The sequence below is a fragment of the Paenibacillus sp. FSL R5-0341 genome (assembly GCF_037975235.1).
GTDB lineage: Bacteria > Bacillota > Bacilli > Paenibacillales > Paenibacillaceae > Paenibacillus > Paenibacillus amylolyticus_A.
Map to the genome: position 1 here is coordinate 3,228,078 of NZ_CP150241.1, position 14,323 is coordinate 3,242,400.

The window sequence follows — 14,323 nt, forward strand, 5'->3', positions numbered from 1 at the left end:
CACTTCTCTCACCAACATCAGAAATGGTCACCAGATTGTCCATGACATTCAGCGGATGTTGAATGGCCTTACAGAGGAGTCTCCTATATCATATTAAAAAACAGCATGAGAAAGAGAGGAATCAGAGTGAGTGCTAGAACAGTAGTTTCATTGGAAGAATCATGGTTGTTTCAGGCAGATACCGAGAATCTGGGCACGGAACTACAATGGTATAAAGAGGGTCCTCCCTTGGGTGAAACCGTTAAGATTCCCCACACGTGGAACGTGCAAAATGGGTTAGAGGAGTTCCGTGGAACGGGATGGTACAGTCATGATTTTTACGCTCCTCTGGAATGGGAAGGGAAATTACTGCGGTTACAGTTTGATGCAGTTTATCGAGATGCGGTGGTTTGGGTAAACGGAAAACGTGTAGGAGAACATACTCAATCAGGTTACACTCCATTTGTTATAGAGATCTCCGACACAGTCATCTTTGATACAATCAACCACATCGTAGTATCAGTGAATAATGAAAATAGCCACACGGCTCTTCCCATGGGAAATAGCTTTGATTGGGCAGACGACGGCGGAATTATTCGCGGCGTATCGCTGCTGGTTAGCGGTCGCACGGCAATCGACTATTCCAAACTTCAAGCGACTCCTTTCTTCTCGGACGATATGGACGGAGCTGTAGCTCCATACGGCATGTTATCTGGTGAGATTCGGTTGTGGGAGCAACCACCACATGAGTCTGAGTGCAAATCTGTAAAACTGAAAGTGATCATGTCGTATGAAGAAGACATGTTAGCTTCGAAGGAATGGGAAATGTCCAGCGATGAAGGTATTCTAAGCTTTCAAGACATCAAGGTGGAACACCTTAAGTTGTGGCATTTTGATCATCCTCATCTATACACAGTAACCATTTCTTTATACTCGGATGGTGTCCTTACAGATGAGGTATGCACAGCAGTAGGATTTAGAGAGATTCGCTCAGAGGGAAATACATTGTTGCTGAACCGGGAGCCGGTACGTCTTATGGGGGTTGAATGGATGCCCGGATCGAATCCTATGAGCGGTATGGCAGAATCGGTAGCACAGTTGGAAGAGATGCTTCATCATATGAAACATGCGAATTGTGTTATTACCCGCTTTCATTGGCAGCAGGATAGCAAGCTGCTGGAGTGGTGTGATCGTAACGGGTTACTGGTGCAGGAGGAGATTCCACATTGGCAGACTCCACAAGATCCTAATGATGAATGGTTGAATATTTCAATTAAGCATGCCCAAGAAATGATCCATCGTCACTACAATCATCCTTGCATTTATGCATGGGGCATTGGCAACGAGGTGAACGGACAATCCACTGTTACAGTCCGGTATTTTGAGAAACTCAAATCTCTAGTGCACGGACTTGACGATACGAGATTCATTAACTATGTGTCTAACACTGTGCATGAGAATCCTGCCCAAGATGCCACGGGTGTAGGTGACATGATCATGTGGAACGATTATATCGGGACATGGCACGGTGAGTTGGACAGGCCGGAAGTTATTCAAAATATGACTAGGAATTTACCAAATAAACCTCTCGTGGTAGCTGAATATGGACTATGTGAGCCTGCTTTTAATGGCGGGGATGAGCGTCGTACACAGATCCTGGTGGAAAACACAAGGGAGTACCGGAAGCATCCTGCCATCGCAGCACTTATATACTTCAGCCTAAACGATTATCGTACGCAAATGGGGGAGGAAGGCGAGGGAAGGCTGCGCCAACGGGTGCATGGTTCCATGAGTTTAGATGGCACGCCCAAGCCTTCTTATGAAGCTTTGCGCCGATTAGCTTCACCAATCAACCTCAACGTGGAACTGGTTAAGGAGAAGGCCCAAGTTGTAGTAACCGTGGAGAACCGAAATGACATTCCATGTTATCGGATATCTGGTTATACGCTGAGACTGGTTAACCCGCTCGGTGATTGCATTACTGAACACATCCCAAATTTATCACCTGGGGAGAAGCACATGTTTTATTTTACCGACATTCCTGAGAATCGATGGAACGAACTTATGTTAGATATCATCAGACCCACCGGATTTTCGGTGAGTAGCGGTTCGTTGATGACATACACGTAAATAACTGGAGGTGGGAATGCGTGAAATTAGAAGAGTTGTTCACGGTACATGTGAACATCGAGAGATCATTGGATCTACAGAATAGCGAAGGCGATTCGGTTGTTATGATTACTTTTACAGGCAGCGCAACAGGAAAGTACTTTGAGGGAATCGTGTTAGGTGGAGGCGTGGATACTCAGATCATCGGGAAGAATGGGGATCCGCATACTCTCTCGGCAAGATATATGCTCCACGGAACGGACAACAGCGGGCATAGCTGTAAAATTTATATCGAAAACAACGGAAACATCGACAAAGCGCTGAATACTGCATTGTTCCGCACGTCCCCCAAAATGATTACGAACAGCGAGGCTTTATCCTTTTTGAACAGTGCGACGCTTATTGGCGAAGGTCATCCAACGGAGTCTGGAGTAGATATAAAAATATATAGGGAGCTATGATAACGCGAAACATATGATAATTATTTGTTCATGTGTCGGGGCGCAAGATAGCCTGTTATACAGAGTCAGAGTCGCTAATGAGCGGCTCTTTTTGTCGTTATGCGATTTTACGTCAATATTTATATGTATTCTTTTACATTTAATTAACAAAGAATGGGTACTGCGTAGACATTCCTCACCTATAGTATGATGAGCGAAAATAAACCGATATTAAGCGGAATAAGGAGAAAACTATTCAATATGATCATCAAAAAAATCGGGATTTCAGTCGTATCACTCACCATGCTAACGTCTGTAAGTATGTTTGACGTATATGGTGCAGCTTCAAAACGCATGATCGAAGTGTCTGAACAATCGGCTAACGTGGTTGTGAACGGTCAAAGGGTGGAAGGAGAATCGTTTCTATATAACGGAGTCACTTATGTACCGGCAAGAGCGATTGGGGAAGCCTTGGGAAAAGAGGTAGACTGGGATAACAACACTCAATCGGTGTTTGTTGGACAAAAGATTAACGATGAGCAGGGATACCGTGGTACCAAAACGCCATATCCTTTCAAAGAAGCAAGTTATACAGAAGCTCCTGATGGATATGAGCCCGTATTTATTAACTACGTAGGAAGACATGGTTCCAGACATCTATCCAGTTCCAAGTACGACAAGACGCTTTTTGAACTGCTCGACATCGCAGAAAAGGATGGGCAGATTACCAATCTGGGCAAAGAGTTGAAGAAGGAAATTGGCAAACTGATGGTGGTTGAAAAAGATCATTATGGATTGCTATCCACCACGGGTGGAGAAGAACTGAAAGGAATAGGAAGCAGAGTCGGGCAGAATTACAAAGAACTATTTACATCAGATAAAAAAGTAATTGCACAAGCAACTTTCAAAGATCGAACGCCCCAGAGCAGAGATCAGTTTATTGAAGGGTTAAAGGATAGCTTGGGCGATAACAAGGTAGACATTCTGGCTTCAGCCTTTGAAGAAGAGCAAGATCCTTATCTACGTCCCTACGATTTAGCTACAAAGTATAACGAATATGCTGAAGATGGAGACTGGGTTAAGTTATACGAGGATTATGTTACTCAGAGCACAGGAACGCGTTATGCAAAAGAAGTACTTTTGCAATTTTTCTCTGAAGACTTCTACAAGCGGTTGAACGCTGGAGAGTTCGAGCTGAAGGATGAGAAGGGAAAAGTGAAGCTCAGCAACCCAACCGAGGCTGCTTCTAATCTATATGAACTGTACATCATCTCTTCGAATATTAAAGGAGAAGGTGACTTCGAATTCGGGCGGTATTTCACAACCAATCAGTTAAAGTGGTACGAGAGCGTCGATAATATCAATGATTTTTATGAAAAAGGTCCGTCCTTAACGTCAACAGATCTGCCGCAGAATATCATTGCACCCCTGGTCAAAGAATTGATCGTGTCAACCGAACAGTCCATTCAGCAGAAAGACACGGCTGGTATATTTCGTTTTGCTCACGCAGAAACCATCATTCCACTATCTTCATTCCTGGATATCGCCGGAGCGAATGTTAGTGTAGATAAGCCGCAGGACGTGACCCAAAACTGGAATGGCTCGGTCATCTCACCAATGGGGGCAAATATTCAATGGATTCTGTACTCCAACGGTAAAGATGTTTTGGTGAAAATGCTTAGAAATGAAGAAGAAATCGCCTTCCCAATCGAAACTAAGACCTACCCATACTATAAGTGGGAAGATGTGAAGACATATTACCAAAACAAACTGCAGAAGGTAGGCGTAAGCTTGGACAGCAGTTTGGAAGATAATATTGAACTTTTACAGAAGAAATTCTAATTGGTTGAACGAAGAAAGCAACTCCACTCAAAGGGGTTGCTTTCTTTTTTTGCATGTTGAATGAAATGGATCAATAAAAAAATCTAAAACAAAATGTGACCAAATGCCGTCCTTAAGAGTGTTAGAGGTATAAAGGAGGGCATAACAACCATGCAGCGATCAGTTCCCCAGCTGGGCGATCATGTGATGAAAGTATATGAGACATATGCGGATACGCTGTTCCGGATTGCCATGGTGCACCTCGGCAGACGAGAAGACGCGGAGGAAGCCACTCAGGATACCTTCATCAAACTAATAGAAAAAGCCCCTACATTCAACGATGCGGAGCATCAGAAAGCATGGTTGATTCGGGTCATTACCAATCATTGCAAATCCTTATTAGGCAGAGGCTGGCGTAAACGGGAGGTCAAGTTGGAGGGAGTCGATCCCCTTACTACGGACAACCCTGAAGATCACGCATTGATCGAACTCGTGCTGTCACTGCCCGTCAAGTATAGATCGGTGGTCCATCTGTATTATTACGAAGATTATCCAATCCGAGAAATCAGCGAGATCCTGGAGATTAGCGAGTCAGCAGTGAAAATGAGATTAAAACGTGGCAGACAGCTGTTAAAACTGGAGCTTGAAGGAGAGGAACTGTAATGAACGAAGAACAATTCAAACGAAACTACAAGAAAGCGGTGGATCATATGAAAACAAACGAGCAAATGAAAAAACGGGTAGAGCAATCTTTGAACACGCAGCATCAGGGACCGAAACGCCAACGCAAACCATTATATATTGCAGCAAGTGTCGTTATCGCTGCCAGCATTGGGTTGGCTGCGCCAAGTGTATGGCAACAATTCAATGGACCAGCCACACCAACTCCTCAGGTGGCAGAGGTGACTCCAGGCGCATCGTTCGATCCGATTGTGATTCCGAAGATGGAGTTGCCGGATTCACAGGGTAAAGGCGCGATGGCTGATATGATGCAACTGGTTGTTTATGGAGGAAACGTCTATACACAGTCCCCAACTTTGCTTGAAGGCGCAAATGCACTCAATCTGCGTGGTGAAAAACTGGGTACCACAACTGGCGGCATCAATGAGCTGAGTGGTCAGGATAAATACACGGAGCTTGCTTCCAACATTGGTGAAGCAGACATCTATACGGTTAATGGCTACGATAAGGATTTCCGTATCATGTCTTACACCGAGATCGATGGTCAGGTGTATGCTCAACTATTTGACAAAAACAACGGAATCACCATCAGTAGCGGAGCCGACTTGATCGGAAAGCTTCATCTCGAAGGCAACATCGCTTCGGCGCAATGGGAGACGTTTGACAGCTGGAACAATGGATTGCAGCAGCTTCAGCCGTTAACAGCGGACGAATCGTTGGAAAGCTTCATCTCGGCGTTATCTGCTGCAAAACCGATCGCAACGAGCCCGGAGTTGGAAGAGAACCTCTACGGCAAGGAAGATCGCAAGATTATCTACCTCACGCTTGAAGATAAAACGCAGGTTCCACTGGTTCTGTTCGGTGAAGGTCTGGTACGTTACGGTAATGTTCCGGCATTCCTGGAAGTTGAAAAAGGCGTGTTTCAAACATTCTGGAACAGCCTGAGCGAGTAAGGAAAACACAGCGATACGAGTGCAAGGAGTAGATGGAGAAGAGCGAACAGGGCATGAAAGTGCTTTGTTCGCTCTTTTTATACATAAAATTAGAATATCATATTAATCCATATACATTATAATAGGCAATTGTAACTATTGTGTTGAGTAATCCACACATCTTGAAGATTTGCTCATTGTAACTGTCCTGTTTCTGTTTAAAATAATGAAAGTAAGTTGATCAGTGATCTATATGAAAATCCAAATAAAAGGAGACAACGCCAATGCCAGTAATTACAGTTGAAGCAGCAAAATTGTCTAAAGAACAAAAAAGAAAGTTAGTACAAGAACTTACCGAATCAGCTTCAAATATCATGAACATACCTCAGCAAGCTTTTTTTGTATTTGTGAAGGAGAATGATACAGAGAACATAGGCGTTGCAGGACAGCTTATTGCAGACAGACAGCAAATCGATTCGCTTAAAAGCGAGGAAAACAACACACAACAAGGAGACCGACTATAATGAAAACACTCATTCTTGTATTTCACCCAAATTTGGCAACTTCTCGTGTGAACAAGCGATTGACCGAAGAAATGGAAAAGCAGTCCAACGTTACCGTTCATCGTCTATATGAGGCTTATCCTGATGAGAAAATTGATGTAGCGGCCGAGCAACAATTGATGGAAGGACATGACCGCATTGTTTTGCAATTCCCTTTCTACTGGTACAGTAGCCCATCATTATTGAAAAAATGGCAGGATACCGTCCTGACTTATGGTTGGGCTTATGGTAGCCAAGGAAATAACCTACATGGAAAAGAGCTTCTTGTTGCCGTTTCTGCTGGTGCCCCAAAAGAAAACTATATGTCAGACGGGCACTTTAAATATTCGATTACAGAGCTGTTACGTCCATTCAAGGCAACCAGTAATATGATTGGAACTCGCTATCTTACACCATACATATTGACTGGCGTAATGCAACACCTGTCAGATGAGCAACTTGAGAAAAGTGCCGAGGATTACGTGACGTATGCGTTGAACCCAAAAGTTGAGCAGATATCCAGCTAATAAAAACTCATAGTAAGAAGGTGATCGTAAATGAAGAGTGTTCGATTATCAAATAACACCAATGTACCACCGATTGCTTTGGGCACTTGGTCTTGGGGAACCGGCGAAGCTGGAGGAAATACCGTGTTCGGGAATCAGCTGACAGAAGCGGACCTCCAACCAGTCTTTGACGCAGCTATGAATGCCAGACTCTGGTTATGGGATACAGCAGCAGTATATGGAATGGGTTCCTCGGAGTCCATACTGGGGAGCTTTGCCAAACAACATGATGCAGTCTTGATTTCTACGAAGTTCACGCCACAAATTGCAGGCGATCACGATAACGCAATGGAGGAACTTTTAGAAGAAAGTTTAGAAAGACTTCATGTGGATCATGCAGATATCTACTGGATACATAATCCTGCAGATGTAAAAAGGTGGACCCCTCAACTAATTCCTTTAATGAAAAGTGGAAAGGTTCGTCATGTAGGAGTATCCAATCATAATTTGGATGAAATCAAACTGGCAGCCAGTATATTGGCGGAGGAAGGCTTGCGAATATCAGCTGTGCAAAACCATTACAGCTTACTCTATCGCTCGTCTGAGAAAGCAGGAATTATTGATTACTGTACAGAGAATGATATTGTATTCTTCTCCTACATGGTACTGGAACAAGGAGCATTAACAGACAAATACAGTGCACAAAATCCTTTGCCTAGTGGTACAAGGAGAGGGGAAGCCTTTGGTCCTGATCGCCTTGCTAAGCTCGAAAGTTTGATTCACGTCATGAGAGAAATAGGTAGCAAGTACAGTGCCTCTGTTGCCCATATTGCAATGGCATGGGCTATTGCGAAGGGTACCGTTCCGATTATCGGTGTAACGAAAACGAGCCACGTCGAGGATGCTGTAAAAGCCATTGAAATTACTTTGACTACGGACGACATCACTAAACTGCAGATCGCAGCAGAAGAAACGGATGTCGAGGTTCCAGGCGAGTGGGAAAAAGCAATGCACTAACTGAACTCTTATAAACAAATAACAAATCCTCATTTCCTAACAGAAATGAGGATTTGTTATTTGTTTGCTTCTGTTTGAATCCTGCAAGGTAAGGGAATTAGAAGTTTCTATCTAACAATACCCCAGTCTGTTCTGCCATAACCCGAGGAGGTATGGACATTCCATTTTTGAACCACCATTCCACACTTCCAACTACTGCGGCTGCAAGAAATTGAAGAATAACTTCGTCATCCATGCCCTTATTCTTTCCTTCGGTAGTATCAACCTCAATCTTATATTCCTCGACAATCAGATCAATGAATCGGCTGTGAAAATAAGTGGCACTTTTCGTGTTTAACATGGTTGAGAAAAATAAGTGGTTTTTGGCAAAATATTCAAACCAAACATAGTTCCCTTCTTGAAAACTCATTTCGGATGCAGCGTGGCATAGATCACGGAGATTGCCAATATGCTCTTCGATAATTTTATCGAGTAGGTCATATTTATCCATATAGTGTAGATAAATCGTGCCTCGATTAACGTTTGCTCTATCTGAAATATCACGGATAGTAATTTCTTCGAAAATTTTTTCAGCCATCAACTCAAGTACTGCTTTCTTAATAGCGTCTTGAGATTTGATCACTCTTCGATCCAGTTTAACCATTCAAAAACCTCCGTCTTAGACCCTAACATTGTATTATTCGAAAATCCTTTATCATGAGATAACACTGTTTCAATGCTCGGTTTGTAGCATTATAAACACGGTTTGGTTAAATAATCAATATGCATATCATTCACTGTAAATGGCTTTCTTTAGCGTCAGCGGGAATCGAGAAACCTTTATTTCATTGATTATAATAGTCCTTTTATTCAAAACAGACCTCATTCAACAGTATTCATTTGATAGGATTAGGCAATAAAATGATATGAATAGGATATAGTTTCTTTTCTCTTTCAATGTAAAATGAGTACACCTAGCTTTAACTAAAAAGAAACAGGAGGTTTGATAAATATATGAATCGAATTGACAAGAGTCAAGAAACATATAAAAAACTATTCGGCGATGGAGTTCCAGCGGCATATGCTACACATCCTGAATTTCAGGACATATTGAGTCGCTTCATATTTGGTGAAATTTTCGATCAAGGTGCCCTTGATGATAAACAACGCGAGCTTATTACCCTGGTCGTACTTACTACGAATCAAACGTTGCCTCAGCTCAAGGCACATGTTCGTGCCGCGCTAAATGTTGGACTGACACCTGTGGAGATCCAAGAAGCAATCTACCAATGTGCACCATACTTAGGATTCCCGAAAACTTTAAATGCTATATCGGAAATGAATGAAGTTTTCGAAGAACAACATGTTGCACTGCCTCTTGAGAGTCAACAACGGGTTGAAGAAGATAACCGCCTTAACAAAGGACTTGGTATCCAAAAAGAGATTTTTGGCGATATTATTGAGAAAAACCGGAAAAATGCCCCGTCAAATCAAAAGCATATACAGGACTACCTTTCAGCATTTTGCTTTGGTGACTTCTATACCCGTGGAGGTCTGGATCTCAAAACAAGAGAGCTACTTACTCTTTGCATACTAAGTGCACTTGGAGGTGCTGATAGTCAAGTCAAAGCACATGTTCAGGGCAACATCAATGTCGGCAATGATAAAGAAACCATGATCACCGCTCTTACTCACTGCCTTCCCTATATGGGATTCCCTCGAACTCTTAATGCTTTAGGCTGCGTTAATGAAATCATTCCAGAGAAATAATCACCTTAATAGCGCTAATGATTACAGGCAGTTGATTATCCCAATCAACTGTCTATTTCTGGTTAACAGGCAAATACAGCTAAGAAATTGATGCTTCAAGCAGACTTAAATGGAATGTAAACCAGGAGGAGTTATGGAACTTAGAGTACTTCGATATTTTTTGACAGTAGCTCGTGTAGAAAATATCACACATGCTGCAACGATCTTACATGTGACACAGCCTACGTTAAGCAGACAGTTGGCTGATCTGGAAAAAAATTTAGAAACTCAATTGTTTATACGTGGGAAAAGTAAAATAACACTGACAGAAGCAGGCATGCTTTTACGTCAAAGAGCAGAAGAAATTCTCACACTTGCGGATAAAACAGAGAAAGAGTTTAAAGATCAGAATAATCTGGTTGGAGGAACCATATCGATCGGGAGTGTTGAATCATTAACGTCCAATGTTATTTTACAATTATTAAAAGACTTCAATATGGAGTATCCACAGGTTAAGTATCACATCTATAGTGGAACGGGGGATGACATAAAGGAGCGAATTGATAAAGGACTGCTCGATGTGGGCATTTTGTTAGAGCCCATTCACATTGAGAAATACGATTTCATCAGACTGCCCCAGAAGGAGCGCTGGGGAGTCCTTATGAAGACCTCATCACCTCTTGCACAGAAAGAATATGTAACTTCAACCGATTTAGCCGGAGTGCCTCTGCTCATATCCAGCCGATCTGTCGTACAGAATGAGATTGCAAGCTGGTTTGCCGATGAATATGCACATCTAAACTTCGTTGCGACCTATAATTTAATATCTAATGTACTTAACCTCGTAGAGGAGGGGTTAGGGACGGCAATCTGTATTGAGGGTGCGCTTGCAATGAAGCAGTCTGACACATTATGCTTTAGACCTTTTCATCCGGAACTTCAGTTTCCAACAGTGATTGTCTGGAAAAAACATAAGGTATTCAGTCAAACTGAGGTACGTTTTTTGGAACATATCAGGCATGCCTTTCAGGCATAATAAAGTATAAATGATAGGTATTGGCTATAGCTGTTTATCAGATGATATTTTAAAGGTGTAGTGAATGCAGCCTTTATGTATTACAGATAAATAGCTTTTTTGTTGCATGGAAAGTTATTTAAAGCGCTTTCGATTTTATTCATTTAGGCGGCAACAACAAGAGGGGGCATTATGGGATGAGCAAGAAATACGAGAAGTTGGCTCAAGATATTGTAGAGAAAGTGGGCGGTAGTGAGAATGTATCCACTCTGACTCACTGTATGACTAGGCTTAGATTTGCACTGAATGATACCAGTAAAGCAGATCAAAAAGCGCTTAAGTCGTTTGATGGCGTTATTGATGCGGTTGAGAGCGGCGGACAATTTCAAGTCGTTATCGGCACACATGTTGAAGACGTTTACAAAGAAGTGATCAAACAACTTAAACCTAACGCGAGTTCATCGGGTGAACCAACTCAAGCTAGAAAAATTAGTATTTTGGGGAAGCTAATCGATTTCGTCTCCGGAACATTTAGTCCGATTGTTCCTGCTATTGCTGGTGCTGGAATGATCAAGGCACTACTCGCTCTGCTTATTTTGTTCAACTGGATTTCAAAAGATTCCCAAACCTACTATGTCGTAAGTCTTATGTCGGATGCCATTTTCTACTTTTTACCATTCTTGTTGGCATTTTCGGCTGCAAACAAATTAAAGTGCAGTCCCGTGTTAGCTCTCGTTTTAGCTGGTATTTTGCTCCATCCAAACTTGACGCAATTGCGTGTAGATGGAACTGACGTAAGTGTTTTTGGAATCCCGCTAACTCTTGTATCTTATAGTTCATCTGTAGTTCCAATTCTCTTAATAGTTTGGTCACAATCATATATTGAATCTATGTTTAAAAGGATCATTCCGAATGCAGTAAAAGTTATTTTTGTTCCCATGTTCACTATTTTAGTGACGGGAATTCTGGCCTTAACCGTATTCGGACCACTGGGGTCATTTTTCGGAACGTATTTAGCGATGGGCTTTGAATTCTTGGGCGCACATGGTAGCTGGCTGGTTATTTTCCTGGTTGCAACCTTCTGGCCAATACTGGTTATGTTTGGACTACACCATAATATTGTTCCACTGTCCATTGCTCAAATCACCACATCAGGTTATGAGAATATCCTCGGTCCTGGAGCGATGATCAATTGTATAGGTCAAGGTGTTGCGGCATTAGTTGTAGGGATGAGAACCAGGGATAAAGCATTAAAACAAATTTCTACTTCCAGTGGGATCACAGCGTTGATGGGAATCACGGAACCAGCTCTTTACGGTGTAAATTTACCGAAGAGATACCCACTTGTCGCGGGTATGATTGGAGCTGCCAGTGGGGGACTCTTTGCAGGGCTAATGGATGTTTCCCGTTACGCAACAGGCGCTTCAGGAATCCCGGCGATTCCGCTGTACATTGGTGAAAATATCTGGAATCTATATAATATTTTGATCGCCCTTGTGATAACAACTGTTGTAACTGCTGTGCTTACCTATTTGCTCAGTTTGAAATATGAAAAAGACGCACCTTCACAAAATATTGTTTCAAGTATGAATGAGGTGAGTAGTGTTGCGGATGAAGTCATTCCAATTAAAGATTCCGGTATTTCAACTCCACTTAAAGGTCAACTCATTCAACTTCAGGATGTACAGGATGTCGCGTTTGCCTCAGAGGCAATGGGTAAAGGAATTGCTATTGAACCCAGCGAGGGGAAAGTCATTGCTCCATTTGATGGTATGATTGTGTCCCTATTTCCTAAGAAACATGCTATTGGACTATTATCCGATGAAGGAGTCGAAATTCTTATTCATGTCGGCTTAAATACAGTAAAGCTGAACGGAAAATATTTTGAGGCTTTCGTTGAAGAAGGTCAGAGAATCACGAAGGGACAGACTTTGCTGACATTTGATCTGGAAAAAATCAGAGAAGAAGGATATGTCACTCAAACGCCTGTTATTGTAACCAATACGTACAGTTACTCGGATGTGATTGCAGAGACAAGTCAAAAAAATATTGATTTTAACAACACATTGTTGGTTGTCAAAGCTTAATAAAACTACAAGTTAGGAGTGTGTTTTAATGACTTTAAGAAAAGACTTTTTGTGGGGTGGGGCAGTTGCTGCTAATCAATGTGAAGGTGGATATGCCGAAGGCAACAAGGGATTATCTACAGTTGATGTGATCCCGGCAGGGAAAGATCGTGTTCCTGTCATGCGAGGGCAATTAAAAATGTTGGAGTGTGATCAAGAGCATTTTTATCCAAGTCATGAGGCTATTGATTTTTATCATCGATATAAAGAAGACATTGCTTTATTTGCAGAGATGGGCTTTACGTGTTTCCGTTTATCTTTGGCATGGACGCGGATCTACCCTAATGGAGATGACGAGCTCCCCAACGAAGAGGGATTGCAATTCTATGAGAATGTATTTGATGAATGTTTGAAATACGGCATTGAGCCTCTTGTCACCATCACCCACTTTGACGTCCCTATTCATTTGGTGAAAACCATTGGATCGTGGAGAAGCCGAAAAATGGTGGATTATTATGAGAAACTGTGTGAAACGATCTTCACCCGTTATAAAGATAAAGTGAAGTATTGGCTTACCTTTAATGAAATCAACATGCTGTTGCATTTACCTTTTGGAAGCTCAGGTCTAGTGTTTGAAGAAGGTGAGAATGAGGACGCTGTGAAATATCAGGCAGCTCATCATCAATTGATCGCAAGTGCAAAAGCGACTGAAATTGCGCGTAGAATTAACCCGGAAATGAAGATCGGCTGTATGTTAGCAGGTGCCAACACTTATCCGTATACATGTGCACCAGATGATGTCTGGAAAGCCATGACAAGGGATCGCGAGCATTACTTCTTCGTCGATGTACAATCCCGAGGAGAATACCCAAACTATGCCAAGAAAATGTTAGAACGAATGAATATTCACTTAGCCATGGAAGACGGGGACGAGGAATGCTTGAAAAATAATACGGTTGATTTCGTTTCGTTCAGTTACTATGGTTCACGATTGACCAGTGCAGATCCGGCAGTAAACACACAAACGGCAGCTAACCTGTTTCCGACACTGCGCAATCCACATTTGAAAACGAGTGAATGGGGATGGCAAATCGATCCTGAAGGTCTAAGAATTACAATGAACTCCTTGTATGATCGATATCAAAAGCCATTATTCATCGTTGAGAATGGATTAGGAGCGATAGATACTCCTGATGAGACGGGATATATTGCGGATGATTATAGAATCGAGTATTTGCGTCAACACATCCAAGCCTTCATAAAAGGAGTGGAAGAAGATGGCGTTGACTTGTTGGGTTACACATCTTGGGGTTGCATTGATTTAGTAAGCTCAAGTTCTGGAGAGATGAGTAAACGATACGGTTTCATACATGTCGACAAAGATGACGCTGGAAAGGGTACGTTGAAACGCAGCAAGAAAAAATCCTTTGAATGGTTCAAAAAAGTTATCCAAAGTAACGGCAAAGAACTCTAATCGACTGAGCAGT

Annotated in this window: 13 protein-coding genes; 12 read left to right on the forward strand and 1 reads right to left on the reverse strand. The window is 42.2% G+C overall.

Annotated elements, in window-relative coordinates; genetic code table 11:
- The first annotated feature begins 126 nt into the window (after positions 1-126).
- From MKX75_RS14455 to MKX75_RS14490, 8 genes are all read left to right on the forward strand, one after another.
- Positions 127-2,109, forward strand: coding sequence for a glycoside hydrolase family 2 TIM barrel-domain containing protein (locus tag MKX75_RS14455; protein ID WP_339170206.1), 1,983 nt, complete (start codon positions 127-129; stop codon positions 2,107-2,109).
- 20 nt (positions 2,110-2,129) lie between these two features.
- A complete protein-coding gene (locus tag MKX75_RS14460) occupies positions 2,130-2,549 on the forward strand; it encodes a DUF3237 family protein (RefSeq protein ID WP_339170208.1) in 420 nt (139 codons plus the stop codon).
- Positions 2,550-2,789: 240 nt separating this feature from the next.
- Positions 2,790-4,370 carry a histidine-type phosphatase gene (locus tag MKX75_RS14465; RefSeq protein ID WP_339170210.1) on the forward strand — a complete coding sequence of 527 codons (1,581 nt, stop codon included), beginning with the start codon at positions 2,790-2,792 and terminating at the stop codon, positions 4,368-4,370.
- A 150-nt stretch (positions 4,371-4,520) separates the two neighbouring features.
- A complete protein-coding gene (locus MKX75_RS14470) occupies positions 4,521-5,012 on the forward strand; it encodes a sigma-70 family RNA polymerase sigma factor (protein WP_036615805.1) in 492 nt (163 codons plus the stop codon).
- A complete protein-coding gene (locus MKX75_RS14475; protein ID WP_339170212.1) occupies positions 5,012-5,983 on the forward strand; it encodes a hypothetical protein in 972 nt (323 codons plus the stop codon). Before MKX75_RS14470 ends, MKX75_RS14475 begins: the two co-directional genes overlap by 1 nt.
- Positions 5,984-6,246: 263 nt before the next feature.
- Positions 6,247-6,486: a 4-oxalocrotonate tautomerase DmpI gene (gene dmpI / locus MKX75_RS14480; protein WP_062834452.1), complete on the forward strand. Its 240-nt coding sequence runs from the start codon at positions 6,247-6,249 to the stop codon at positions 6,484-6,486.
- A complete protein-coding gene (locus tag MKX75_RS14485) occupies positions 6,486-7,031 on the forward strand; it encodes an NAD(P)H-dependent oxidoreductase (protein ID WP_339170214.1) in 546 nt (181 codons plus the stop codon). The genes dmpI and MKX75_RS14485 overlap by 1 nt, the downstream gene beginning before the upstream one ends.
- Before the next feature lie 30 nt (positions 7,032-7,061).
- Positions 7,062-8,027: an aldo/keto reductase gene (locus tag MKX75_RS14490; protein ID WP_339170217.1), complete on the forward strand. Its 966-nt coding sequence runs from the start codon at positions 7,062-7,064 to the stop codon at positions 8,025-8,027.
- Between the two features lie 97 nt (positions 8,028-8,124).
- Here MKX75_RS14490 and MKX75_RS14495 read toward each other — a convergent pair whose 3' ends face one another.
- Positions 8,125-8,670, reverse strand: a complete 546-nt coding sequence (locus MKX75_RS14495) for a TetR/AcrR family transcriptional regulator (protein WP_076331187.1) — start codon at positions 8,668-8,670, stop codon at positions 8,125-8,127.
- Between the two features lie 350 nt (positions 8,671-9,020).
- Here MKX75_RS14495 and MKX75_RS14500 point away from each other — a divergent pair, with 350 nt between their 5' ends.
- The 4 genes from MKX75_RS14500 to MKX75_RS14515 all read left to right on the forward strand — a co-directional run bounded on the left by MKX75_RS14500 (position 9,021) and on the right by MKX75_RS14515 (position 14,310).
- Positions 9,021-9,776: a carboxymuconolactone decarboxylase family protein gene (locus tag MKX75_RS14500; RefSeq protein WP_339170218.1), complete on the forward strand. Its 756-nt coding sequence runs from the start codon at positions 9,021-9,023 to the stop codon at positions 9,774-9,776.
- A gap of 133 nt (positions 9,777-9,909) precedes the next feature.
- The gene (locus MKX75_RS14505) at positions 9,910-10,791 is read left to right on the forward strand and encodes a LysR family transcriptional regulator (protein WP_076331189.1); all 882 of its coding nucleotides are present in this window, start codon (positions 9,910-9,912) and stop codon (positions 10,789-10,791) included.
- Between the two features lie 176 nt (positions 10,792-10,967).
- The gene (locus tag MKX75_RS14510) at positions 10,968-12,857 is read left to right on the forward strand and encodes a beta-glucoside-specific PTS transporter subunit IIABC (protein WP_339170220.1); all 1,890 of its coding nucleotides are present in this window, start codon (positions 10,968-10,970) and stop codon (positions 12,855-12,857) included.
- Positions 12,858-12,885: 28 nt separating this feature from the next.
- A complete protein-coding gene (locus MKX75_RS14515) occupies positions 12,886-14,310 on the forward strand; it encodes a 6-phospho-beta-glucosidase (RefSeq protein ID WP_339170222.1) in 1,425 nt (474 codons plus the stop codon).
- The last annotated feature ends 13 nt before the right edge of the window (positions 14,311-14,323 follow it).